The sequence below is a fragment of the Streptomyces sp. NBC_00370 genome (assembly GCF_036084755.1).
GTDB lineage: Bacteria > Actinomycetota > Actinomycetes > Streptomycetales > Streptomycetaceae > Streptomyces.
This window is the reverse complement of sequence record NZ_CP107968.1, coordinates 1,802,181-1,826,498: the sequence shown is the minus strand read 5'-3', so window position 1 is coordinate 1,826,498 and position 24,318 is coordinate 1,802,181. Positions and strand designations below refer to the sequence as shown.

The window sequence follows — 24,318 nt, the reverse complement described above, 5'->3', positions numbered from 1 at the left end:
ACCCATGACCGAAGCCACCACGGACGCCGTCTGCCGCCGACTGGTCGGCCGCACCGCCGTCATCACCGGAGCCGGCAGCGGCATCGGCCTCGCCACCGCCCGCAGGCTCGCCTCCGAAGGCGCCCATGTCGTCTGCGGCGACATCGACGAGACCACGGGCCGCACCACGGCCGACGAGGTCGGCGGCACCTTCGTCCGGGTCGACGTCACCGACCCCGAACAGGTCGAAGCGCTGTTCAGGACGGCGTACGACACCTACGGCAGCGTCGACGTCGCCTTCAACAACGCGGGCATCTCCCCGCCCGACGACGACTCGATCCTCACCACCGGCCTCGCGGCCTGGCGCCGGGTCCAGGAGGTCAACCTCACCTCCGTCTACCTCTGCTGCAAGGCCGCGATTCCGTACATGCAGCGCCAGGGCAGGGGCTCCATCATCAACACCGCGTCGTTCGTGGCCAGACTGGGCGCGGCGACCTCGCAGATCTCGTACACCGCCTCCAAGGGCGGCGTGCTCGCCATGTCCAGGGAACTGGGCGTCCAGTTCGCCCGCGAAGGCATCAGGGTCAACGCCCTGTGCCCGGGCCCCGTCAACACCCCGCTGCTCCAGGAACTCTTCGCCAAGGACCCGGAACGCGCGGCCCGCCGCCTGGTCCACATCCCGGTGGGCCGCTTCGCGGAGGCCACCGAGATCGCCGCCGCCGTGGCCTTCCTCGCCAGCGACGACGCGTCCTTCGTCAACGCCACGGACTTCCTGGTCGACGGCGGCATCGCGGGCGCCTACGTCACCCCGGTGTAGCCGCGGCCGCCGGGGAGGGCGGCCGCGTGGCCACGGGACCGCGTCAGAGGAACGTCTTGCCCTCGCCCCGGTAGGTCGGGGTCTCGGCGGTCAGGTGGTCGCCCTCCAGCAGGTGCAGGGTGTCGAACCGTTCGCACAGTTCGCCCGCCTTCGCGTGCCGGAACCAGACCTTGTCGCCGATCAGGAGGTCGTCCGCCGGTGAGCCGAGCAGGGGGGTCTGGACCTCGCCCGGGCCCTCCTGCGCGTCGTAGCGCAGGCCTTCAGGGAGATACGGTTCGGGCAGCCGGTCGGGGCCTGCCGCGCCCGAGGCCGGGTAGCCGCCGCCGAGGACCGTCACCACGCCGACGCCCGGCCTGCGGACCACCGGCAGGGCGAAGAGCGCTGCCGGGCGGCCGGTGAACGACGTGTAGTTGTCGAACAGGCGCGGTACGTAGAGGCCAGAACCCGCCGCGATCTCCGTCACCGCCTCCTCGGCGGCCGTGTGCTGGACGCTGCCCGTGCCGCCGCCGTTGACGAACTCCAGCTCCGGGGCCACCGCGCGGACCGCGCGTACGACGGCGCCGCGCCGGTCCGCCAGTTCCCTGCGGGCCGTCGCCTGCATCAGCCTGATCGCCCGCGAGCGCAGCGGCCGGTCGGCGATCGCGTCGCCGACGCCCGCGATATGGCCCTCGTACGCCATCAGACCCACCAGCCGGAAGCCCGGCCTGCGCGCCACCGACCGCGCCAGCTCGACCAGTTGTGCCGGCTCGCGCAGCGGCGAGCGCAGCGCGCCGATCCGTACCCGGCCGCCGAACATCCGCAGCGACGTGTCGAGTTCCAGACAGACCCGGATCTCCTCCTGACCGCCCGCACGCGCCAGATCGATCAGATCCAGCTGCGCCGGATCGTCGACCATCACCGTCACGGCGGCGGCCAGCTTGGGGTCGGCCGCCAGCTCCGCGTACGCGGAGCGGTCCGCCGACGGGTACGCCAGCAGTACGTCGTCGAAACCGGCGCGCGCCAGCCACAGCGACTCCGCCAGCGTGAACGACATGATCCCGGCGAAACCGTCCCTGGCCAGCACCCGTTCCAGCAGCGCACGGGAGCGAACGGACTTGCTGGCCACCCGGATCGGCTTGCCCGCCGCCCGCCGGACGAGATCGTCCGCGTTCGCGTCGAAGGCGTCGAGATCGACGATCGCGAACGGGGCGTCGAGATGAGCGGTGGCCCGGTCGTAGCGGGCCCTGTCAGTGGCGCGGGGAGTCATGGACCGAGCTTGCCAGACAGGATTACCCGACGGTAGGGGGATCTATTGGGCAGATCACCACCGGCCGGTCCACCCGTTCCCTCCGGGGGTGGTCCAGCCCGTAGAGTGACGCACACGCGGCGTTCGAACGGGCCTGCCCGGCAAGGCGGATCGGCGCGGGCCGAACAGCGGACCGAACTGCACAGGGGGGCAGATGAGCACCGACGCGCGGCGCTCCTCCATACCGCCCCGGCCCACGGAGCCTCCCGAGGTCCAGCCGCCGCCCGGCGTGCCCCAGCCCCGCTCCCGCATCACGGACGCGCTGCTGCCGCCCAAACCGCCGGCGCCGCCACGGCCCGCCACACCGCCACCGCCCCCCACCGCCCCGCCCGCGGCCCCGACTTCGGCCGAGACCACCACCCAGCTGCGCGTCCCGCCGCCGCCCCCGGCACCGGACCACACGCCCGGCGCCGCCGCCCGGCACGGCTCGCCCTTCTCCCGCGCCCCCTGGGCCGTACCGCCCGAGACCCCGGCCGAACTGACCACCCGGCTGCGTCCGGTGCCCGCGCGACGGCCCGTCAGGACCGTCGCCGCCGTGGCCTGTGTCGTCCTCGGCCTCGGTCTGATCGGCGGCGCCGTCACCGGCAGCTGGCTGACCGGCGACTCGGCCGCCGAACCCGCCGCACGCTCCAGCTTCAGCGCGGCGCGCGCCCTGTGGCACAGCACCCCCGTCGACACGCTCTTCCCCCGCACGCTCAAGGGCACAGGGGCGGGGCCCGGCGGCGCCGACCGCACCTGGACCCGGATCGCCGTCGCCCCCGACAGCCCCTGCGCGAACGCACTCGACCCCCTGCTGGTCAGCACGCTCAACCCCGTCGGCTGCGAGCGCGTCCTGCGCGCCACCTACGCCGACGCGACCGCCAGCAGCGTCACCACCGTCGGGCTGGTCTTCACGGCGGCCGACGCACCCGCGGCGCAGGACCTGCGGGCCCGGTTCGACAAGGAGCGTCTCGCCGAGCGGGCCGATCTGATGCCGCGCCCCTTCGCCGCCGCCGGCACCACCGCCTCGGCCTTCGGCGACCGGCAGCGCGGCAGTTGGACGGTGCGCGTCCTCACCGACGCGCCCGTCGTCGTCTTCGCCGTCTCCGGCTTCGCCGACGGACGCCAGGTCGCGCGCCCGCTCCCCGTCGACAAGGCCATGGCGGCCCGCGCCACCTCGGACGTCGCCCAGGCGGGCCTCGGCCAGGAGGCCAAGGGCATCGCCGACCGCGTCGAGCGCGGGCTGCGCAAGACGGTCGAGGCGAGCCCGGGGACGGACGAGTGAGGCGCAGCCGGCTCGCCGCCGCCCTCGCCGCCACGTCCTTCGCCCTCCTCGTACCGGCGGCGCCCGCGCACGCCGACTCACTCCGCGACCAGCAGTGGGGTCTCGAAGAGCTGCACACGGAAGCCGCCTGGCGCACCGCGCAGGGCCACGGCGTCACCGTCGCCGTCCTCGACACGGGGGTCGACGGCAGCCACCCCGACCTCGAAGGACAGGTGCTCCCCGGCAAGGACTTCATCGGCTTCGGCGCCGAGCGCGGCGACCGCTCCTGGGCCCGGCACGGCACCGGCATGGCCGGCATCATCGCCGGACACGGCCACGGGCCGGGCAACGAAGAAGGGGTACTCGGCATCGCGCCGCAGGCCAAGATCCTGCCCGTCCGGGTCATCCTCGAAGGCTCCGACCCGGCACGGGACCGGGCCCGCGACTCCAAGGGCGGCGCCCTCGCCGACGGCATCCGCTGGGCCGCCGACCACGGCGCCGACGTCATCAACCTCTCCCTCGGCGACGACAGCGCCTCGGCGCACCCGGAGAGGGGCGAGGACGACGCAGTCCAGTACGCGCTCGCCAAGGGCACCGTCGTCGTCGCCTCCGCCGGCAACGGCGGCGAGAAGGGCAACCACATCTCGTACCCCGCCGCCTACCCCGGCGTGATCGCCGTGACGGCCGTCGACCGGTACGGCACACACGCGGCCTTCTCCACCCGCCGCTGGTACGCCACGGTCAGCGCCCCCGGCGTCGACGTCGTCCTCGCCGACCCCGACCGCAAGTACTACGAAGGCTGGGGCACCAGCCCCGCCGCCGCTTTCGTCTCCGGCACCGTCGCGCTGCTCCGCTCCGCGCACCCCGGCCTCACCCCCGCGCAGATCAAGCGGCTCCTCGCCGACACCGCGCGCGAGTCACCCAAGGGCGGTCGCGACGACGCGCGCGGGTACGGCCTGGTCGACCCGGCGGCGGCGCTGGACGCCGCGGCGCAGCCGGTCGTGCGCGACAGGACGGCCGGTTACGCCCGGCGGTATTTCGGCGCGGGCCCGGACGCCCCGCGCGAGAAGTCCGAACCGTCCAGCTGGCTGGCTCCGGTCGCCGGCGGCCTCGGCGGACTGTTCCTGGCGGCCGCGGTGGTGCTGTGGCGCGGCAGGCGCCACTCCCTCGGCCGCTGACCCAGGCCCCGGCTGCCGGCCCGTCCCGCCGCCGTGGGGCGGCGACCCGCCCCGATACGCTCACCCCGTGGCCCTCAAGAACATCCCCGACCCCGGATTCTCCGCCGACGACGGCACGGCCGACGCCGCGCTCAGCACCGCGCTCGCCGCGTGGGCCGCCGACAGGTCGGCCGAGCCGCAGGTGCTCGCGGCGCTCAGCGGCGCCCGGCTGCTGGTCCCCGTCGTCGCCGTACTCGGCGAGAGCGAGGAGGACGAGAACGGGCTGCGCCGCGAGAAGACCAGCGACATGGCGGTCCCCACGCTCCGCGCGGGCGACCGGCGCGCCCTGCCCGCCTTCACCTCGACCGCGTCGCTGGCCCGCTGGGACCCGGCGGCCAGGCCCGTCGCCGTACCGCTGCGGCAGGCCCTGGAGGCGGCGGCGCACGAGCGGGCGGACACGCTCGTACTCGACCTGGCGGGCCCCGTCACCTACCAGCTCACCGGCGCCGCGCTGCGCGCGCTCGCCGAGGGCCGCGTCAGCACCGACCCGCTGGCCGACCCGGCCGTCACCGCGGCCGTACGGTCGGCCGTGGCCGCCGAGCCCGCCGTGCGGCGCGCGCATCTCGGCCCCGGCAGCGCGGACGGCACCCTCGCGCTCGTACTGGACGACGCGGCGCCGCCCGCCGAAGCGGCCCGCAGGATCGCCGAGGCACTGGCCGCCGACGAGGTACTCAGGGCCCGGCTGGTGCGCGGCCTGGATCTGGCCCTGCTGCCGCCGGAAGCGGCGCCACCGGGCGAGCCCCTGTACGTACGGCCGTAAAGAACCGACGCTCAGCCGTCAGCCGTCAGCCGTCAGCCGGCTCAGCCGTAGACCGGCCCGGTGTACTTCTCGCCGGGGCCCTGGCCGATCTCGTCCGGTACGACCGACGCCTCGCGGAACGCCAGCTGGAGCGACTTCAGACCGTCCCGCAGCGGCGCCGCGTGGAACGAGCTGATCTCCGTCGTGCTCGCGTCCATCAGCCCGGCCAGCGCCATGATCAGCTTGCGCGCCTCGTCCAGGTCCTTGTGTTCCTCACCCTCCTCGGTGAGCCCGAGCTTCACCGCGGCGGCGCTCATCAGATTGACCGCGACGGTGACGATCACCTCGACGGCGGGCACCTCCGCGATGTCGCGGGTCATGGCGTCGAAGTCGGGGGATGCCGTGGGCTCCGAGGAGTCCTGGGGAGAGGTAGCGTCGCTCATGCCCCACACCCTAGGGCGTATCGCTCGAACAGCATCCCGTGCCGCCGGTTAGCTCCCGCGGGGGAGAGGTGCTAACCTGGAGTGACGACCGGCTGGACATCTGTATGTCCGGCCCACAAGTGGAGGCTCCGATCTCCCACCTGACCGCCTTTACCGGGCGGCGGGTCACCGGTCAGGTGGCGCCCATCGTTCCGTACGGACGATGGAGCCGCCCGATACGCCCCGCGGTAGACGCGGCGGTGTTCCGGTATTCACGGAGCTTCCGCCTGTGTCCCGTCCGGGGCATTTTTGTTGTCCCGCCACGGTTGGTCTGACGAAACAGACGTTACGCGGCTGTCTGCCAGGCAGTCGTGTGGTGCTACCGAGGAGGATCCATCAGCGCCGAGCCCCGCATCAACGACCGGATTCGCGTTCCCGAGGTGCGACTGGTCGGTCCCAGTGGCGAGCAGGTCGGCATCGTGCCGCTTGCCAAGGCCCTGGAACTTGCACAGGAGTACGACCTGGACCTGGTCGAGGTCGCGGCGACAGCCCGTCCGCCCGTGTGCAAGCTCATGGACTACGGGAAGTTCAAGTACGAGTCGGCCATGAAGGCCCGTGAGGCGCGCAAGAACCAGGCGCACACGGTCATCAAGGAGATGAAGCTCCGGCCGAAGATCGACCCGCACGACTATGACACCAAGAAGGGTCACGTCGTCCGGTTCCTCAAGCAGGGTGACAAGGTCAAGATCACGATCATGTTCCGTGGTCGCGAGCAGTCCAGGCCGGAACTCGGCTTCCGACTGCTGCAGCGGCTCGCTTCGGACGTCGAGGACCTCGGGTTCATCGAGTCGAACCCGAAGCAGGACGGCCGAAACATGATCATGGTTCTCGGCCCGCACAAGAAGAAGACCGAGGCCATGGCCGAGGCACGCGAGGCGCAGGCCGCCCGCAAGGCCGAACGCCAGGGCTACGCGCCCGACGAGCATGTCGACGAGTCCCCGGACGCCGCCGAAGCTCGCGCCGAAGCCCAGGCCGAGGCACCTTCCGAAGCGTGATCCGTGGGCGCCAACCAGGCGCCCTGGACCGCGGTCCGGACATCCCCATCACCATTGAGAAGGCGTCTCGTGCCTGCCGGCCCGTCCGGACCGGCAGGGGGCGCCAATGACGAGGAGAGAACGGCGTCATGCCGAAGAACAAGACCCACAGCGGTGCAAAGAAGCGTTTCCGCGTCACCGGCTCCGGCAAGATCCTGCGCCAGCGCGCCGGCCGCCGCCACTACCTGGAGCACAAGCCCTCGACCCTGACGCGCCGCCTCGCCGGCACCGTCGAGCTCGCCCCGGGAGACGCCGCCAAGGCGAAGAAGCTTCTCGGCATCTAGGGCGTGCCCTAGGCCAGTACAGGGCACACCCGCCGACCTGCGGGGGCCATGCCGTTCTCGGGTCACGTCCCACCGTGACCCAGCTACTAGGAGTTAACAAGTGGCACGCGTCAAGCGCGCAGTCAACGCCCACAAGAAGCGCCGGGCAATCCTTGAGGCAGCCAGCGGTTACCGCGGCCAGCGCTCACGTCTGTACCGGAAGGCGAAGGAGCAGGTCACCCACTCCCTCGTCTACAACTACAACGACCGCAAGAAGCGCAAGGGCGACTTCCGTCAGCTGTGGATCCAGCGCATCAACGCCGCTGCCCGCGCCAACGGCATCACCTACAACCGCTTCATCCAGGGTCTGAAGGCCGCCAACGTCGAGGTGGACCGCAAGATCCTCGCCGAGCTGGCCGTCAACGACACGAACGCGTTCGCCGCGCTCGTCGAGGTCGCCCAGAAGGCGCTTCCGAGCGACGTCAACGCGCCCAAGGCCGCGGCCTGACCGCGCTCGCGCACCCAGCACAGCCACCGGACCCGCAGGCGGAGAGCCTGCGGGTCCGGTGCGTTCCCCGGCCCGTCCGGTAGCCGTCACCCCGCAGCCGTCACCCCGCAGCCGTCACCCGGCAGCCGTCACCCCGTCGAACGTCCGCCCCGCCAGAAGTGAGAGCCGCCGCATCATGGGCACCCCCACCCCCGAGCTGATCTCCCCGCGCTCAGCGCGCGTCACGGCGGCCCGCAGGCTCGCCAAGCGGGCCTTCCGCGGCAAGGAGCGCCGGTTCATCGCCGAGGGGCCGCAGGCCGTGCGGGAGGCGGTCGCCCACCGCCCGGCCGGCGGCGAGTCCACGCTCGTGGAGCTGTTCGCGACGGCCGAGGCCGCCGAGCGGTACGCCGAGATCGTCCGGGCGGCCCGGGACACCGGCGCCCGGGTGCACCTCGCGGCCGACGCCGTGCTGGACGACCTGTCCCAGACGGTCAGCCCGCAGGGCCTGCTCGGGGTCTGCCGCTTCCTCGACACCCCGTTCGAGGACGTCGTACGGGCCAGGCCCCGGCTCGTGGCCGTTCTCGCGCACGTACGCGACCCGGGCAACGCCGGTACGGTGCTGCGCTGCGCGGACGCGGCGGGAGCCGACGCCGTCGTCCTGACCGACGCGTCCGTCGACCTCTACAACCCCAAGTCGGTGCGGGCGTCGGCCGGTTCGCTCTTCCACCTGCCGGTGGCTGTCGGCGTTCCCGTCGAGGACGCCGTCCAGGGGCTGCGGGATGCGGGCGCCCGCATCCTGGCCGCCGACGGTGCGGGTCACAGCGATCTGGACGACGAGCTGGACGCGGGACGGATGGGCGCCCCGACCGCGTGGGTGTTCGGCAACGAGGCGTGGGGGCTGCCGGACGAGACGCGCGCGCTCGCCGACGCCGTGGTGCGCGTCCCGATCCACGGAAGGGCCGAGAGTCTGAACCTCGCGACCGCCGCCGCCGTATGTCTTTACGCCTCCGCCCGTGCCCAGCGCAAGACAGCTCCCTAGGCCGGACGGCGCCTAGTACTGTTGCGCCTTCGAAGAAGCCCAACCACAGCCCGACCGCTGCCCGACCGCGGTCCGGGACAAGCCCCACAGCAGCTCCACAGCAGTCCGACAGATGCCCGATCCGCTGATCCGGAAGGGGATACGACGTGCCGGCCATCGACCCCGACGATCTCCCCGACGGCCTTGTCGTCGCCGACGAGACAGGCAAGGTGATCAGCTTCAACGCGGCAGCGGCCCGTATCACCGCCTTACCGTGCGCCGAGGCGATCGGCCGCCCGCTGGAGCGGGCGCTGCCGCTGGAGGACCTGAAGGGCCGCCGCTGGTGGACGCTGACCGATCCGTACGGCGGGCTCGCCATCCGGTCGGGCCAGCCCGAATGCAACCTGCTGCTGCCCGGCGGCCGTGAGGTCCTCGTCTCGGTCCGCTACGTCCGTACGCACCCCACGGGACCCGTCCGCAGGCTCGTCGTCTGCATCCGCGGCACCGAGGCGCGACGGCGTACCGAACTGAGCCATGCCGAGCTGATCGCCACCGTCGCGCACGAGCTGCGCTCACCGCTGACCTCGGTGAAAGGCTTCACCGCGACGCTGCTCGCCAAGTGGGAGCGGTTCACCGACGACCAGAAGCGGCTGATGCTGGAGACCGTCGACGCCGACGCCAACCGGGTGACCCGGCTGATCGCCGAACTGCTCGACATCTCCCGGATCGACTCCGGCCGGCTTGAGGTGCGCCGCCAGCCGGTCGACATGGCCGCGGCCGTCGGCCGCCACGTACAGGCGCACACCGCGTCGGGCCAGGCGCCGGACCGGTTCCTCGTCCGGATGCGGCAGCCGCTGCCCGATCTGTGGGCCGATCCCGACAAGATCGACCAGATCCTCGGCAACCTGCTGGAAAACGCGGTGCGCCACGGCGAGGGAACCGTCACCATCGAGGTGGGCCCCGCGCCCCTCGACCCGACCGCCGACCCGGCGGAAAGCACGACCACTACGGAGATGGGAACGGCTGTCACGGTGTGCGACGAAGGCCCCGGCATCCCCGAGGAGTCGATGAGCCGCGTCTTCACCCGCTTCTGGCGCGGCAGCAAACGCGGCGGCACGGGCCTCGGCCTGTACATCGTCAAGGGGATCGTCGAGGCGCACGGCGGGACGATCACCGTGGGACGCGGCCCCGGCGGCGGCGCCGAGTTCCGATTTATCCTGCCCGTCGGCGCTCCGGCCTATCTGACCTGAGCACGCCCACGGGCTTCGTCACTCCGTACGACCTTTAGACTCGACCTTTGGCGCTTTCGCGTCCTCTGCGAGCAGGGTCGTTTCGCCAGCCAACCGGAAGCACGGGAAGAGATGTCGGCACCCAACAAGTCGTACGACCCAGTCGAGGTCGAGGCACTGAAACCGCAAGAGATCGACCGGATGCGGGACGAGGCGCTCGCCGCCTTCGCCGCAGCGGGCGATCTCGAAGCGCTCGGTCACGCGAAGACCGCGCACACCTCGGGCACCTCACCGCTCGCACTCGCCAACCGGGAGATCGGCGCGCTGCCGCCCCAGGCCAAGGCCGAGGCCGGCAAGCGGGTCGGCCAGGCGCGCGGCGCCGTCAGCAAGGCGCTCGCCGCCCGGCAGAGCGAGCTGGAGGCCGAGCGCGACGCCCGGGTCCTGGTCGAGGAGGCGGTGGACGTCACACTGCCCTACGACCGGGTACCGGCAGGCGCCCGGCATCCGCTCACCACCTTCATGGAGCGCGTCGCCGACGTCTTCGTCGCCATGGGCTACGAGGTCGCCGAAGGGCCCGAGGTCGAGGCGGAGTGGTTCAACTTCGACGCGCTCAACTTCGTCCCCGACCACCCGGCCCGGCAGATGCAGGACACGTTCTTCGTCCAGGGCCCCGCGGGCACCGAGGGCGACGAGTCGGGGGTCGTGCTGCGCACGCACACCTCACCCGTCCAGGCGCGCACCCTGCTCGACCGGGAGCCGCCGGTCTACGTCGTCTGCCCCGGGCGGGTCTACCGCACGGACGAGCTGGACGCCACGCACACCCCGGTCTTCCACCAGATCGAGCTGCTGGCCGTCGACGAGGGCCTGACCATGGCCGACCTCAAGGGCACCCTCGACCACATGGTCCAGGCGCTCTTCGGGCCCGAGGTGACGACCCGGCTGCGGCCGAACTACTTCCCGTTCACCGAGCCGTCCGCCGAGATGGACATGGTCTGCTACGTCTGCCACGGCGACTCCGTCGGCAACCCCGACCGGCCCTGCCGCACCTGCGGCAGCGAGGGCTGGATCGAGCTGGGCGGCTGCGGCATGGTCAACCCCAAGGTGCTCGTCGCCTGCGGTGTCGACCCCAAGAAGTACAGCGGATTCGCCTTCGGGTTCGGCATCGAACGGATGCTGATGTTCCGCCACAACGTCGAAGACATGCGAGACATGGTCGAGGGTGACGTCCGGTTCACCCGGCCGTTCGGGATGGAGATCTGATGCGCGTCCCGCTTTCCTGGCTGCGGGAGTACGTCGACCTGCCGGCGACGGAGACCGGCCGTGACGTACAGACGCGGCTCGTCTCCGCAGGGCTCGAGGTCGAGGCGGTCGAGCAGCTCGGCGCCGGACTCAAGGGCCCGCTCGTCGTCGGCAAGGTGCTCACCATCGAGGAGCTGGAGGGCTTCAAGAAGCCCATCAGGTTCTGCACCGTCGACGTCGGCACCGCCAACGGCACGGGCGAGCCGCAGGAGATCGTCTGCGGCGCCCGTAACTTCGCCGTCGGCGACAAGGTCGTCGTGGTCCTGCCGGGCGCCGTGCTGCCCGGCGACTTCGCCATCTCGGCGCGCAAGACGTACGGCAGGACGTCGCACGGCATGATCTGCTCCAGCGACGAGCTGGACATGGGCGACGACGGCACGCACGGCATCATCGTGCTGTCGCCCGAGCACGAGGTCGGCTCCGACGCCATCGCGCTCCTGGAGCTGGTGGACGAGGTCCTCGACATCGCCGTCACGCCCGACCGCGGCTACTGCCTCTCGCTGCGCGGCATCGCCCGCGAGACCGCCATCGCGTACGGGCTGCCGCTGCGCGACCCGGCGCTCATCGACGTACCGGCGCCCAGCGCGTCCGGCTACCCGGCGAAGGTCTCCGACCCGATGGGCTGCGACCGGCTCACGCTCCGCACGGTCACCGGGCTCAGCCCCGAGGCGCAGTCCCCGATCTGGATGCGGCGCAGGCTGCAGAAGGCCGGGATGCGGCCCATCTCGCTCGCCGTCGACATCACCAACTACGTGATGCTGGAGATCGGCCAGCCGCTGCACGCCTACGACCGCTCCCGGCTCGAAGGGCCGATCGGGGTGCGCCGCGCGCAGCCCGGCGAGCGGATCACCACCCTCGACGACACCGAGCGGGCGCTCGACCCGCAGGACCTGGTCATCACCGACGACCGGGGCCCCATCGGGCTCGCCGGGGTGATGGGCGGCGCCCACACGGAGATCGCCGACGGCGGCACCGACGGCGACAGCGGTGAGGCGCACGGCACGACCGACGTCGTCATCGAGGCGGCGCACTTCGACGCGATCTCCATCGCCCGTACCGCCCGCAGGCACAAGCTGTCCTCCGAGGCGTCCAAGCGCTTCGAGCGCGGCTCCGACCCGCAGGCGACCGCCGCCGCGGCGCAGCGGACCGTCGATCTGCTGGTGCTGCTCGGCGGCGGCTCGGCCGAGGCCGGTGTCACCGAGGTCATCGCACCGTCGGCGCCGCACACGATCAGCATGCCGGCCGGTCACCCCGACCGCGTCGCGGGTGTCACATACGGCAGGGAGACCGTCGTACGGCGGCTCCAGGAGATCGGCTGCGACGTCTACGGGCAGGACGAACTCGTCGTGACCGTGCCGTCCTGGCGGCCCGACCTCGACGCTCCCAACGACCTCGCCGAAGAGGTCATCCGGCTGGAGGGGTACGAGAACCTGCCCTCCACGCTGCCCACCCCGCCGGCGGGCCGCGGCCTCACCGAGCGGCAGCGGCTGCACCGCCGCGTCGGCCGCGCCCTCGCGGGCGCCGGCTATGTCGAGGCGCTGAGTTACCCGTTCATCGGCGACGCCGTACTCGACCAGCTCGGACTGCCGGCCGACGACGCGCGCCGCCGTACGGTCAAGCTGGTCAACCCGCTCTCCGACGAGGAGCCAGCGCTGCGCACGACGCTGCTGCCCGGACTCCTCGGGGCGCTGCGCCGCAACGACGGCCGTGGCTCGCACGACCTGGCGCTGTTCGAGACAGGTCCGGTGTTCCGGCCGACCGGCGACGAGACGGTGCCGGTCCGGCTGCCTGTCGACCGGCGGCCGACCGACGAGCAGATCGCCGCGCTCGACGCGGCGCTGCCGCGCCAGCCGCGCCGTGCGGCCGTCGTGCTGGCCGGTGCGCGCGAGCAGGCGGGCTGGTGGGGCAAGGGCCGCCCGGCCGGCTGGGCGGACGCCGTCGAGGCGGCCCGCACGATCGCCCGCGAGGCGGGCGCCGAGCTGGCCGTACGCGCGGATCAGCACGAACCCTGGCACCCGGGCCGGTGCGCCGCGCTGTTCGCGACGGTGGACGGCACGCGGACGCTGGTCGGTCACGCGGGTGAACTGCACCCGCGCGTCGTGAAGGCGCTCGGCCTGCCGGAGCGCACCAGCGCCGCCGAGGTCGACCTCGACCTGCTGGAGCGGGCCGGCGCCGGGCCGTTGCGGGCGCCCAGGATCTCCACCTTCCCGGTGGCGACCCAGGACGTGGCGCTGGTCGTCGCGCGTGACGTGCCGGCCGCCGACGTGGAGCTGGCGCTGCGCGAGGGCGCGGGACCGCTGCTTGAGGGCATCCGGCTGTTCGACGTGTTCACCGGCGAGCAGCTCGGTGCGGACAGCAAGTCCCTCGCCTACGCCCTGCGGTTCCGGGCGGCCGACCGCACGCTGACCGTCGACGAGGCATCGGCCGCGCGTGACGCGGCGGTCGCGCTGGCGGCCGAGCGCACGGGCGCCGTACTGCGCGGCGCCTGAGGGACCGGGCCCGACAGCCCGACCGGGCTGTGGTTGAGCACTGAGGAGCGGATCCGCAAGCCAGGGATCCGCTCCTCACTCGTTCGAGTGAGAACTCCTGGTGGAGGGTCCGGAGCGGGCCCGGTGATCGACACAATCGATCCGGCCACTCAGCCGAAGGGCGGGCCATGATCCGTACCAGGACAGCAGCCAGACCGGCGGAGAAATCCCCCGCCGGACCGTCGTCCCTGTGGCGCGCCCTCGTCTATCTCGTCCCCGGCCTGTGGCTCGCCTCGGTGATCGGCTGGGAGCTGCTGGGCCCGCCGGCCGAGGAGGACCACGGCGGGATGGCCCAGCGCTTCGCGGCCTGCGCGGCCTGCCTGCTCCCCGCCGTGTGCGTCGTCGCCGGGGTGCGGCACGGCCCGGTGCGCGAGCTGCGGCAGTTACGCGCCATCGCGCGGGCCGCACAGGACGTACTGCTCAGACCCCTGCCACCACGGCTCGACGGTCTTACCCTCGCCGCAGCCCAGCTCTCCGCGACCCGGGGCGCCGACATCGGCGGCGATCTGTACGAGGTGCTGGTCACCCCGTACGGCGTGCGGGTGGTGATCGGGGACGTACGGGGCCACGGACTGCCCGCCGTCGGGGCGGTCGCCGCCGTCCTCGGCTGCTTCCGGGAGGCGGCGTACGACGAGCCGGGACTCGACGGGGTGCTGCGCAGACTGGAGCGGGCGCACCAGCGCCAGGTGCGCAGACGGGCCGGGCAGGAGTATCCGGCGGCCGAGGGGCCGCTGTGCCCCGCCGTCGAGGAGTTCGTGACGGTCCTGCTGCTGGAGATCACCGCCGACGCCGAGGTGCTGGCCGTCAACTGCGGTCATCCGTGGCCCCGCAGGATCGGCGGTGAGGTGACACCGCTCGCCTCCGACGAGCCGCTGCCGCCGCTCGGCGCTTTTCCGCTGCCCGCCGACGTCCCCGTACAGAGCTGTGGCCGGCTGCTGCCGGGCGAGGCGCTGTTCCTGCACACGGACGGCGCGACGGACGCCCGTGACCACGCCGGACGGTTCTTCGCCCTGGAGGCCGAGCTGGCCGCCACGGCGGGGACGGACCCGATCTCACCGGCCGCGCTGGTACGGCGGGTGCACACCGCCCTGCTGCGGCACACCGGGGGCCGGGTCACCGACGACATCGCCCTGCTGGTCCTGTGCAACGACCGCGCGCGGGTACCGGCGCAGTCCGCTGAGCCGGAGCTGCGCCGCACCCGTCCGACACCCTCCCATCCGTAGTGGCCCAGTTGGCTGCACGGCCGACTGCGCCGTCCGCCTGCCGCGGAGTGTCGGGCAGGTCGGCAGGACGGACGGTGCGGTCACGGGCCGCCGCACTGTACGAGGGGGAGCCGGCGGCCCGGCCGACGGCATTCAGTCAACCCGCCCCCGCGCCGCACCGGCAGAGCGCACACTGTCCGGATCCGGGCGTTACGTTCACACCCCGTGTGAACGCCGCCCTGCGGAGGCCGTGCGGGGGCGGCGTCCGGCGAGCCACCGGAGGGGGATATGCAGCCCAACACTCTGCTGGAATCGCTGCTCGACGAGGCGGGCGTCTCGCATGCCGGTCTCGCCGCGCGGGTCAACCTGGCGGGCCGGGACAGGGGCCTGGCCCTGCGGTACGAGCACACGGCCGTGGGCCGCTGGCTCAAGGGGCAGCGGCCACGCGGGCAGGTGCCGGACCTGATCTGCGCCGTCCTGAGCGAGCGGCTGGGCCGTCCGCTGGCCCTGGACGACATCGGGTTCGGCAGACCGGACGAGCCGACGGCCGCCGGGGTCACCCCGCTGGCCGGGTTCGTGGAGCGGGCCACCGCGCTCTGGCGCTCCGACGTACAGCGGCGGCCGCATGCCGTGGACGCGCCCGCGGTCACCGGCACTCCGGCCGTGCTGCCGGTGTGGGAGTGGGAGAACCCGCCGGAGGACGGCGACGTCTCACGCAACGGCCCCACCAAGGTCTCGCCCGCCGACATAGAGCTGCTGCGGGCGGCCAGGGCCCACTACGAACTGATGTACCGCAGGGCGGGCGGGGTGGTGACCCGGGCCAGGATCGTCGGCTTCCTCAACGCCGAGACGGCGCCGCTGCTGCGCGGCGGGTACAGCGACGCCCTGGGCCGTCAGCTGCACCGCGCGGCGGGCGGGCTCGTCGCCGTCGCGGGGATCTGCGCGTACGACTCGGACGCGCACGGCCTCGCCCAGCGCTACTTCCACCAGGCGCTGCGGCTCGCCAAGGCCAGCGGCGACCGGGGCCTCGGTGCCTATGTGATCGCGCTGCTGGTCAACCAGTCGCTGTACCGGGGGGAGTACCGGCAGGCCGTCGCCTTCGCCGAGGCGGCGCTGCGGGCGGCCGGGCGGCAGATCACGCCCGCGCTCGCCGCCGACCTGTACGCGATGCAGGCCAAGTCGTACGCGTGCCTGGGCGACAGCGCCGGCGCGCTGGAGCGGATCAGGCGCGCGGAGCAGGCCGCGGAGCGCATCAGGCCGGGGTACGAGCCGGACGAGACCGGTTACGTCCAGCCGGGCCTGGTGAACGTGCAGGTGGCGGAGGCGCTGCTGAGCCTCGGCGATCTGCCGGCCGCCCGCGCGCACGCGGCTGCGGCCGTGGACACCCCGGCACACGACCGGGGCCGGGTGCACCGGCTCGCGATGCTCAGCCACATCGAACTGCGCCAGGGCGAACCCGACCGGGCGGCGCGCACGGCCGTCGAAATGACCGAACGGGCCAGGGGGATGGAGTCGCAGCGGCTGCGCGACCGGCTGCGCTCGGTCCGCGAACAGCTGGTGGCCAGTGGCTGCACGGACGCGGAGGAGACGGCCGAACTCATCGACGGCGCACTGCGCGTCCCCCTGTAGAAGACCTGCCGCCGGGAGAAGACGTACTGCCGGTCACAGACCCGCTGCTGCGATATTGCCATCAACTTGTCGAAAGGTGGCAGAAACGTGCAGTGGACGAAACTAAGCGAAAAGAATGTCTATGGAAACCGCTGGTTCGAGGTGAATCTGGCGGACGTGGAACTCCCCGACGGCCGGCATCTGGACCACTTCCTCATCCGGCTCCGTCCGGTGGCCGTGGCGACAGCGGTCAACGCGGCCGACGAAGTGCTGTTGCTCTGGCGGCACCGCTTCATCACCGACAGCTGGGGCTGGGAGCTGGCGGCGGGTGTGGTGGAGGACGGCGAGGACATCGAGAGCGCGGCGGCGCGGGAAATGGAGGAGGAGACCGGCTGGCGCCCCGGCGCGCTCAAGCATCTGCTCACCGTCGAGCCGTCCAACGGTCTGACCGACGCCCGGCACCATCTCTACTGGTCGGAGAGCGCGACGTACGTCGGCCACCCCGAGGACGACTTCGAGTCCTCACGCCGGGAGTGGGTGCCGCTGAGCCGGGTGCCCGCCCTGCTCGCACGCGGTGAGATCCCGGCGGCCAACATGGCGGCCGCGCTGCTGATGCTCCATCACTTACGACTCGGGTAGGCCAGGGACTCCGAACACTCCGGGTATGCGGACATGACACCGTCCGCCGGCGCCCTGCCTCTCCGGCGCCGGCGGACGGCCGGATACGGTGTCCGGGCCCCGCCGTTGTGTCTTGATCCGGGAGGACCCCCATGTCGGCAGCGTTTTTCTCCGCCCTGTCCCATCTCGAATGCTCCAGGACCGGCGCCGTCAGCGACGCCGACGTGCTGCAAGGGACGTCCGAAGCGGGGGTCCCGCTGCTGGCCCGATACGACCTGGACCGGGTCAAGGCGTCCGTGAAGCGCGCGGAGATCGCCGACCGGGCACCGGACCTCTGGCGCTACCGCGAACTGCTGCCCGTACGGGACGAGCGCCATGTGGTCACCCTCGGCGAGGGCATGACCCCGCTGCTCGACCTGCCCCGCTACGGCGCCCAGCTCGGTGTGCCGGGACTGCGGATGAAGGACGAAGGGCTGATTCCCACCGGCAGCTTCAAGGCGCGCGGCGCCGCCGTCGGCGTCTCACGCGCCGCCGAACTCGGCGTGACCGGCATCGCCATGCCGACCAACGGCAACGCGGGCGCCGCCTGGGCGGTCTACGCCGCACGGGCCGGGATGCGCAGCCTGATCGCCATGCCGGTCGACGCCCCGGAGATCACCCGCGCCGAGTGCGTCGTCGCCGGCGCCGAGCTGTATCTGGTCGACGGACTGATCGGCGACGCGGGCAAGATCGTCGCCACCGCCGTCCGCGAGCGGACCGGCTACCAGGAGGTCTCCACGCTCAAGGAGCCCTACCGGCTCGAAGGCAAGAAGACCATGGGCTACGAGATCGTGGAGCAGCTCGGCTGGCGCTGCCCCGATGTGATCCTCTACCCGACCGGCGGCGGTGTCGGCATCATCGGCATCTACAAGGCGCTGCTGGAGATGCGTGAACTGGGCTGGCTGACCGGGGACCTGCCGCGTCTGGTCGCCGTCCAGGCGGCGGGCTGCGCGCCGATCGTGGACGCGTACGAGCGCGGCGCCACCGAGAGCGTGGCGCCCGCGAAGTCCCACACGGTCGCCTTCGGCATCACCGTCCCCAAGGCGCTCGGCGACTTCCTCGTCCTGGAGGCCGTACGGGCCACCGAGGGCACCGCCATCGCCGTGACCGACGAGGAACTGCTGGCGGCCCAGGGCGATCTCGCCCGCGCCGAGGGCATGTTCATCTGCCCGGAGGGCGCCGCCTGCTTCGCCGCCGTGGACAAGCTGCGCGAGTCCGGCTGGCTGCGCGGCGACGAGGACGTGGTCGTGCTGAACACCGGCGCCGGGCTGAAGTACCCGGAGACCGTGCGGGTCGACGTCCCCACGCTGCCGGTCGACGGACGCATTCCCGCCGCGGGCGAACCCTGGTCCGACAGTGAGTGACCGGGCGGGGGCCGGTCCGCAAGCCGGGGCCGGTTCGACGGCGGTGCGCTGGCGGCGCGACATCCACCGGCACCCGGAGACCGGCTTCACCGAATTCCGCACCGCCAGCCTGATCGCCGCGCGCCTCACCGAGCTGGGCTGGCGGGTGCGTACCGGCACCGACGTCATCTCGTCCGGGCACCGGCTCGGTGTGCCGGACCCGGCCGAGCTCGACGCCGCGTACCGGCGCGCCGCCGAATCGGGCGCCGACCCACGGCAGTTGGCGGCGCTGCGCGGCGGCCATACGGCCGTGGTGGCGACGCTGCCGGGCGCCGGGCCGGGACCGGCGGTCGCCCTGCGCGCCGACATCGACGCGCTGCCGATCCTGGAGTCGGCCGACGCGACGCATCTCCCCGCACGCGAGGGCTTCCGCTCCGCGTACGACGGGGTGATGCACGCCTGCGGCCACGACGGGCATATCGGCATGGCCGTCGAACTCGCCGAGCGGCTGGCCGCCGACCCGCCGCCCGCAGGTTCGGTGACGCTGATCTTCCAGCCGGCCGAGGAGGGCGGCAGAGGGGCGCGCGCCATGGTGCCGGCGGGGGCCGCAGACGGCATCGACGTACTGATCGCGGCGCATCTCGGCCTCAGCCTGCCCACCGGCACCGTCGCGTCGTCCCTGGACGGCCTGCTCGCCAACTCCAAGCTCAGGGCGGTCTTCCACGGCGTCTCCGCGCACGCGTCGCTCGCTCCGCACGAGGGCCGCAGCGCTCTGCTCGGCGCCGCTGCCGCCACCCTCGCCGTGCACGGTCTGCCGCGCGTTCCCGGCCACGAGACCCGGGTGGGGGTCGGCCGGATCAGCGGCGGCACCTCCAGCAACATCGTCCCCGACCGGGCCGAGATGCTGCTGGAGACCCGCGCCGACGAAGGGTCCGTCAACGACGACCTGGAGGCGCGGGCCCGTACCGCGCTGCGCGGGGCGGCGGAGATGTACGGGCTGAGCGTCGACGTCGAGCTGATCGGCGGCGTCACGACGGCGCGCGCCGACCGGCCCGCCGTCGAACTCGTCGAGGCGGCCGCGGCCGCGGCGGCGCTGCGGCTGGTGACGGCGTCGGCCGAGAACGGGGTGGCGAGCGACGACGCCACCGCGTTCATGCGCCAGGTCCAGCGCGGCGGCGGGTACGCCAGCTACGTCGGCGTGGGCGCCGACCTCGCCGCGCCCCACCACACGCCGCGCTTCGACTTCGACGAGGCGGCGCTGCCGCTCGGCGTCGCACTCCTCGAAGGGTTCGTCCGCCGCGCCGTGGAGCGCCCGCCGGACGCGACCTAGTCGGGGAAGGCACCGCCGAGAGCGGTGAACAGCCGCTCCAGCCGGGCCCGGTGGTCGTCGATCACCGGGCTCGTCGGCTCCCCTGCGGTGAGCCGGCGCGCGGTCTCCACCATCACCGTGCTGTAACCGGCGATGAAGAAGGCCGCGAAGAGCGCCGCGTCGCCTTCGAAGGCCGGGTCGTGTGCCAGCTCGTCGGCGAGGGTCCGCTGCAGGTCGGAGGCGATCTCCCGGGCCCGCGCGATCAGCGCGGGCGAGGCGGCGACGGTCCGGAAGAACGGGATGGACCGGTCCTTGACCCCGGACAGCGCGTGCCGGGTGTCGACCAGCCGCAGGGTCGTGTCGCGCAGGGACGTCACCACGCCGACGCCAGGAGCGCGGTCGCGCACCGCCGAGCGCAGGAACTCCACGGCGTCGTCCGCGCGGTCCAGGAACAGGTCCTCCTTGCGCGGGAAGTGCTTGAAGACCGTCACGCTCGACACCCCGGCCGCCCGGGCGACCTCGGCGACCGTGACCGTGTCGTACCCGCGCTCCAGGAAGAGCCCGGTCGCGACCTCCGAGATCCTCGCCCGCGTCAGCGGCCCGCCCCGCTCTCCGGTCCTGGGCATCCGGCCTCACTTCCTTGCGTAACTAAACTTAGTGACTTAACTTAGTGGAGTAACCCCAGTGTGGCCACCCCGCACGGCAGAGAGAAGGAAATCAGATGACTGTCGACGCACCTCCGCCCCCCGGCACAGGACCCACGGATTACGACGTGCTCGTGGCGGGCGCCGGGCCCGTCGGCCTGATGCTCGCCACCGAGCTGCGGCTGGCCGGGATCCGGGTGCTGGTCGTGGAGCGGCGGACGGAGATCGACACCGCGCTCAAGGCGGGCGCGGTCAACACCGCGTCGGCCGAGGCCTTCGACCGGCGCGGACTGCTCGCCGCCGTGGCGGCGCTGGCGGCGCCGCAGCCGTTCCAGGGGGCCGGGGCCGGGAAGCTGCCGCCCTCCGTCGGCCACTTCGGCGGCATCCAGGTCCCCGCGGGCCCCGTCGACCTGGCGGATCCCGACCTGCGCGGCCGTGGCCCCGCCTGGTACGTGCAAGCCGTCCAGGCCGATGTGGAGCGGGTCCTCGGCGAACGCGCCGCCGAGCTGGGCGTCGAGGTCAGGCGCGGGGTCGAGGTGCGCGGCTTCGACGCGACGGACGCCGGTGTCACCGTCCAGCTGGACGGCGGCGACGACGTACGCGTGGCGTGGCTCGTCGGCTGCGACGGCGGCCGCAGCCTGGTCCGCCGCCACGGCGGCTTCGACTTCCCCGGCACGGACCCGGGGATCACCTTCCGCCAGGCGGTCGGCACGGTCGAGGGCGCGGAGGCCCTGGAGCCGGGCTGGCAGCACACCGCCACCGGCGTCTACGTCTACGGGCCGAAGCCGGGCCGGGTGCGCACCGTCGAGCTGGACGGCCCGCCGGCCGACCGGGAGGCGCCGGTCACGGCGGCCGAGATGGAGGCCAGCCTGCGGCGCGTCCGCGGCGCCGACGTCCGCGTCACGGAGGTCACCGCCGGCACCCGCTTCACCGACAACGCCCGGCAGGCGACGGAGTACCGGCGCGGCCGGGTGCTGCTGTGCGGCGACGCGGCGCACGTGCACTCACCGTTCAGCGGCCAGGGCCTGAACCTCGGCATCGGCGACGCCGTCAACCTGGGCTGGAAGCTCGCCGCGACCGTACGCGGCTGGGCACCGGACGGACTGCTCGACACCTACACCGCCGAACGGCACCCGATCGGCGCCTGGGTGCTCGACTGGACACGCGCGCAGGTCGGCGTGATGCGCGGCGACGCCTACAGCAGCGCGCTGCGCGGCGTGGTCACCGACTTCCTCGGCACCCGGGACGGCGCGACCTACTACGTCCGACGCGTCTCCGGCCTGTGGCAGCGCTACGACCTCGGGGACGGCCACCCGCTGGCCGGCGCGACGGTGCCCGCCCTCCGCCTCACCGACGGCAGCCGCCTCGCCGACCACGCCCACCACGGCCGCACCCTGCTGGTCGACCTCACGGGCGACGACCGACTGGCGGCCTTGGCCGCCCCGTACGCCGGCCGCCTGGACCTGCTCAACACCCACACCGAAGACACCGAGGCGACCGCGCTACTGGTACGCCCCGACGGCTTCGTGGCATGGGCGTCCTCCGACGGCAGCACCACCGGCCTGACAACGGCCCTGAACCGCTGGCTCGGCGCGTAGCCCCCGCCGGGTTCGTCGGTACGCCGGGTCCGTCAGTACGAGTAGAAGCCCGCGCCCGACTTGCGGCCCAGGCGGCCCGCGTCGACCATGCGCTGGAGCAGCGGGGGAGCGGCGTACAGCGGTTCCTTGTACTCGGCGTACATCGAGTCGGCGACCGAGGCCACCGTGTCGAGTCCGATCAGGTCGGAGAGCTTCAGCGGGCCCATCGGGTGGGCGCAGCCCAGCTCCATGCCGTTGTCGATGTCCTCGCGGCTCGCGATCCCCGACTCGAACATCCGGATCGCGGAGAGCAGATACGGGATCAGCAGCGCGTTGACCACGAAGCCCGAGCGGTCCTGGGCGCGGATCGCGTGCTTGCCGAGGACGCCGCCGACCACGGCCTCGGCGCGGCGGATCGTTTCGTCGGACGTCGTGAGCGCGGGGATCAGTTCGACCAGCTTCTGCACCGGCGCCGGGTTGAAGAAGTGGATCCCGATCACCTGGTCGGGCCGCGAGGTCGCCACGGCCAGCCTGACCAGCGGGATGGACGAGGTGTTGGAGGCCAGGATCGCGTCGGGGCGCGTCACCACCTGGTCGAGCACCTGGAAGATCTCCGTCTTCACCTGCTCGTTCTCCACGACCGCCTCGACCACCAGATCACGGTCGGCGAACTCGCCGAGATCGGTGGTGTAGCTGATCCTGTCCAGCGCCGAGTCGCGCTCATGGGCGGTGATCTTGCCGCGTTCGGCGGCCTTCGTCAGCGAGTTGTGCAGCCGGGTGCGGCCGATCTCCAGGGCCTCGCCCGTGGTCTCGGCGACCCGTACCTCAAGTCCGCTGCGGGCGGCGACCTCCGCGATGCCCGCGCCCATCTGGCCGCAGCCCACCACTCCGACGCGGGTGATATCGCTCAGGGTGTCGGTCACGTCGTGCCTTTCGCTGGTCCGTGTTCCGGCAGGTCCCGTACGGTTCCGGGCCTGTCCGGGCCACGACGTTACCGCGCGGTGTTCTTGGGGTTGCGGCCCGGGGCGGGCATGCTCTGCGGGAGCGGCACGAGCGGCGACCGGCGGAAGCACGCGCAAGCACACAAGGGGCAGGTTCATGCGGGGAATCGGCAGAAGAGGGTTCGTGACGGCCGTGGCGGGCACCGCCGGAGCCCTGCTCACGGCGGGGGACGCCGTCGCGGGGGACGCGGTCGTGCGGCCGGCGGCGGCGCCGCGGGGACGGCGGGCGCCCCGGCGGCCGATGCGCGGGATGTGGCTCGCGACCGTGGCCAACGCCGACTGGCCGTCGAAGCCGGGGCTGCCGGCCGCCCGGCAGCGGAGCGAACTGCTGAGCCTGCTGGACACGGCGGTCGCGCGCCGGCTCAACACCGTGATCTTCCAGGTGCGGCCCACGGCCGACGCGCTGTGGCCGTCGCCGTACGAGCCCTGGTCCCAGGTGCTCACCGGCACCCAGGGCAAGGACCCCGGCTGGGACCCGCTGGGCACCGCCGTGCGCGAGGCGCACGCGCGCGGCCTCGAACTGCACGCCTGGTTCAACCCGTACCGCGTCGCGAACAGCACCGACCGGGCCGCCCTGTCGCCGCGGCACCCGGCGCGGGTCCACCCGCGGTGGGTGCTGCCCTACGGCGGGAAGCTCTACTACAACCCGGGCCTGCCCGAGGTCAGGAGCTTCGTCCAGGACGCGATGCTCGACGCGGTCAAGCGCTACGACATCGACGCCGTCCACTGGGACGACTACTTCTACCCGTACCCGGTCGCCGGGCAGACCTTCGACGACGACGCCGCGTACCGGCGGTACGGCGGCGGCTTCGCCGACAAGGCGGCCTGGCGGCGGCACAACACGGACACGCTGGTGCGCGAAACGGCGGCCCGCATCAAGGCGGTCAAGCCGCACCTGCCCTTCGGCATCAGCCCGTTCGGGGTGTGGCGCAACGCGTCGAGCGACCCGCTCGGCTCGGACACCAGCGGCGGTGTGCAGACCTACGACGACCTGCACGCCGACACCCGCAAGTGGGTCAAGGAAGGCTGGATCGACCACATCGTCCCGCAGCTCTACTGGAACATCGGCTTCGCCGCCGCCGACTACGCGAAGCTGCTGGACTGGTGGGCCGCCGCCGTACGGGGCACGGGCGTGTACCTCCACATCGGCGAGGCGCTGTACAAGGTGGGGGACCCGGCCCAGCCCGCGCAGTGGCGGGACCCGGCCGAACTCACCCGCCACCTCGACCTGTGCGCGCGGCACCCGGAGGTCAGGGGCAACGTCTACTTCTCCGCCGCCCAGGTGGCCGGTGACCCCCTGGGCGCGATGACCCGGGTCGCCGAGCGCTACGAGCGCCACGGGAGGCGGTGAAGGGGG

General features: G+C 72.9%; 22 protein-coding genes. 18 read left to right on the top strand and 4 right to left on the bottom strand.

All coding sequences use genetic code 11. The annotated features are described in order from the left end of the window. Window positions 1–4 precede the first annotated feature (4 nt). Window positions 5–796: a 3-oxoacyl-ACP reductase gene (locus tag OHS57_RS07800; protein WP_041991455.1), complete on the top strand. Its 792-nt coding sequence runs from the start codon at window positions 5–7 to the stop codon at window positions 794–796. 43 nt (window positions 797–839) lie between these two features. On the opposite strand, the gene OHS57_RS07795 is transcribed toward OHS57_RS07800, so the two are convergent. After that, a complete protein-coding gene (locus OHS57_RS07795) occupies window positions 840–2,042 on the bottom strand; it encodes an amino acid deaminase/aldolase (protein ID WP_041991457.1) in 1,203 nt (400 codons plus the stop codon). 193 nt (window positions 2,043–2,235) lie between these two features. On the opposite strand from OHS57_RS07795, the gene OHS57_RS07790 reads away from it, so the two are divergent. The 3 genes from OHS57_RS07790 (at window position 2,236) to OHS57_RS07780 (ending at window position 5,301) form a co-directional block, all read left to right on the top strand. Continuing rightward, window positions 2,236–3,345, top strand: a complete 1,110-nt coding sequence (locus OHS57_RS07790) for a hypothetical protein (RefSeq protein ID WP_328581475.1) — start codon at window positions 2,236–2,238, stop codon at window positions 3,343–3,345. Next, window positions 3,342–4,502 carry a type VII secretion-associated serine protease mycosin gene (gene mycP / locus OHS57_RS07785; protein ID WP_328581474.1) on the top strand — a complete coding sequence of 387 codons (1,161 nt, stop codon included), beginning with the start codon at window positions 3,342–3,344 and terminating at the stop codon, window positions 4,500–4,502. Before OHS57_RS07790 ends, mycP begins: the two co-directional genes overlap by 4 nt. Window positions 4,503–4,569: 67 nt before the next feature. After that, a complete protein-coding gene (locus OHS57_RS07780) occupies window positions 4,570–5,301 on the top strand; it encodes an SseB family protein (protein ID WP_328581473.1) in 732 nt (243 codons plus the stop codon). Between the two features lie 41 nt (window positions 5,302–5,342). Here OHS57_RS07780 and OHS57_RS07775 read toward each other — a convergent pair whose 3' ends face one another. Further along, entirely contained in the window at window positions 5,343–5,723 is a 381-nt protein-coding gene (locus OHS57_RS07775; RefSeq protein WP_041991461.1) for a DUF1844 domain-containing protein, read from the bottom strand. A 350-nt stretch (window positions 5,724–6,073) separates the two neighbouring features. Here OHS57_RS07775 and infC point away from each other — a divergent pair, with 350 nt between their 5' ends. The 12 genes from infC (at window position 6,074) to OHS57_RS07715 (ending at window position 19,760) form a co-directional block, all read left to right on the top strand. Then, window positions 6,074–6,757: a translation initiation factor IF-3 gene (infC, locus tag OHS57_RS07770; RefSeq protein WP_078863721.1), complete on the top strand. Its 684-nt coding sequence runs from the start codon at window positions 6,074–6,076 to the stop codon at window positions 6,755–6,757. A gap of 128 nt (window positions 6,758–6,885) precedes the next feature. Further along, complete coding sequence (rpmI, locus tag OHS57_RS07765; protein WP_041991465.1) at window positions 6,886–7,080, top strand: 50S ribosomal protein L35; 195 nt, start codon at window positions 6,886–6,888, stop codon at window positions 7,078–7,080. Window positions 7,081–7,180: 100 nt separating this feature from the next. After that, the gene (gene rplT, locus OHS57_RS07760; protein ID WP_041991468.1) at window positions 7,181–7,567 is read left to right on the top strand and encodes a 50S ribosomal protein L20; all 387 of its coding nucleotides are present in this window, start codon (window positions 7,181–7,183) and stop codon (window positions 7,565–7,567) included. Window positions 7,568–7,742: 175 nt separating this feature from the next. After that, the gene (locus OHS57_RS07755; RefSeq protein WP_328581472.1) at window positions 7,743–8,585 is read left to right on the top strand and encodes a TrmH family RNA methyltransferase; all 843 of its coding nucleotides are present in this window, start codon (window positions 7,743–7,745) and stop codon (window positions 8,583–8,585) included. Window positions 8,586–8,731: 146 nt separating this feature from the next. After that, complete coding sequence (locus OHS57_RS07750; RefSeq protein ID WP_328581471.1) at window positions 8,732–9,814, top strand: sensor histidine kinase; 1,083 nt, start codon at window positions 8,732–8,734, stop codon at window positions 9,812–9,814. A 111-nt stretch (window positions 9,815–9,925) separates the two neighbouring features. Continuing rightward, window positions 9,926–11,053: a phenylalanine--tRNA ligase subunit alpha gene (gene pheS / locus OHS57_RS07745; protein WP_041991474.1), complete on the top strand. Its 1,128-nt coding sequence runs from the start codon at window positions 9,926–9,928 to the stop codon at window positions 11,051–11,053. Beyond that, window positions 11,053–13,581, top strand: coding sequence for a phenylalanine--tRNA ligase subunit beta (pheT, locus tag OHS57_RS07740; protein WP_328581470.1), 2,529 nt, complete (start codon window positions 11,053–11,055; stop codon window positions 13,579–13,581). Before pheS ends, pheT begins: the two co-directional genes overlap by 1 nt. Before the next feature lie 167 nt (window positions 13,582–13,748). After that, window positions 13,749–14,843, top strand: coding sequence for a PP2C family protein-serine/threonine phosphatase (locus OHS57_RS07735; RefSeq protein ID WP_041991478.1), 1,095 nt, complete (start codon window positions 13,749–13,751; stop codon window positions 14,841–14,843). Between the two features lie 267 nt (window positions 14,844–15,110). After that, window positions 15,111–16,451, top strand: a complete 1,341-nt coding sequence (locus OHS57_RS07730; RefSeq protein WP_328581469.1) for a transcriptional regulator — start codon at window positions 15,111–15,113, stop codon at window positions 16,449–16,451. 87 nt (window positions 16,452–16,538) lie between these two features. Continuing rightward, a complete protein-coding gene (locus OHS57_RS07725; RefSeq protein WP_041991480.1) occupies window positions 16,539–17,069 on the top strand; it encodes an NUDIX hydrolase in 531 nt (176 codons plus the stop codon). 131 nt (window positions 17,070–17,200) lie between these two features. Continuing rightward, window positions 17,201–18,451: a threonine synthase gene (locus OHS57_RS07720; protein ID WP_328581468.1), complete on the top strand. Its 1,251-nt coding sequence runs from the start codon at window positions 17,201–17,203 to the stop codon at window positions 18,449–18,451. Beyond that, the gene (locus OHS57_RS07715; RefSeq protein WP_328581467.1) at window positions 18,444–19,760 is read left to right on the top strand and encodes an amidohydrolase; all 1,317 of its coding nucleotides are present in this window, start codon (window positions 18,444–18,446) and stop codon (window positions 19,758–19,760) included. Before OHS57_RS07720 ends, OHS57_RS07715 begins: the two co-directional genes overlap by 8 nt. Here the strand turns inward: OHS57_RS07715 and OHS57_RS07710 are convergent. Further along, complete coding sequence (locus OHS57_RS07710; RefSeq protein WP_328581466.1) at window positions 19,757–20,365, bottom strand: TetR/AcrR family transcriptional regulator; 609 nt, start codon at window positions 20,363–20,365, stop codon at window positions 19,757–19,759. The two genes, OHS57_RS07715 and OHS57_RS07710, sit on opposite strands and share 4 nt — an antisense overlap. A gap of 95 nt (window positions 20,366–20,460) precedes the next feature. Here OHS57_RS07710 and OHS57_RS07705 point away from each other — a divergent pair, with 95 nt between their 5' ends. Then, complete coding sequence (locus OHS57_RS07705; RefSeq protein WP_328581465.1) at window positions 20,461–21,981, top strand: FAD-dependent monooxygenase; 1,521 nt, start codon at window positions 20,461–20,463, stop codon at window positions 21,979–21,981. 32 nt (window positions 21,982–22,013) lie between these two features. On the opposite strand, the gene OHS57_RS07700 is transcribed toward OHS57_RS07705, so the two are convergent. After that, entirely contained in the window at window positions 22,014–22,871 is an 858-nt protein-coding gene (locus tag OHS57_RS07700) for a 3-hydroxybutyryl-CoA dehydrogenase (RefSeq protein ID WP_041996818.1), read from the bottom strand. Between the two features lie 187 nt (window positions 22,872–23,058). Here OHS57_RS07700 and OHS57_RS07695 point away from each other — a divergent pair, with 187 nt between their 5' ends. Continuing rightward, complete coding sequence (locus OHS57_RS07695) at window positions 23,059–24,312, top strand: glycoside hydrolase family 10 protein (RefSeq protein ID WP_328581464.1); 1,254 nt, start codon at window positions 23,059–23,061, stop codon at window positions 24,310–24,312. Window positions 24,313–24,318 lie beyond the last annotated feature (6 nt).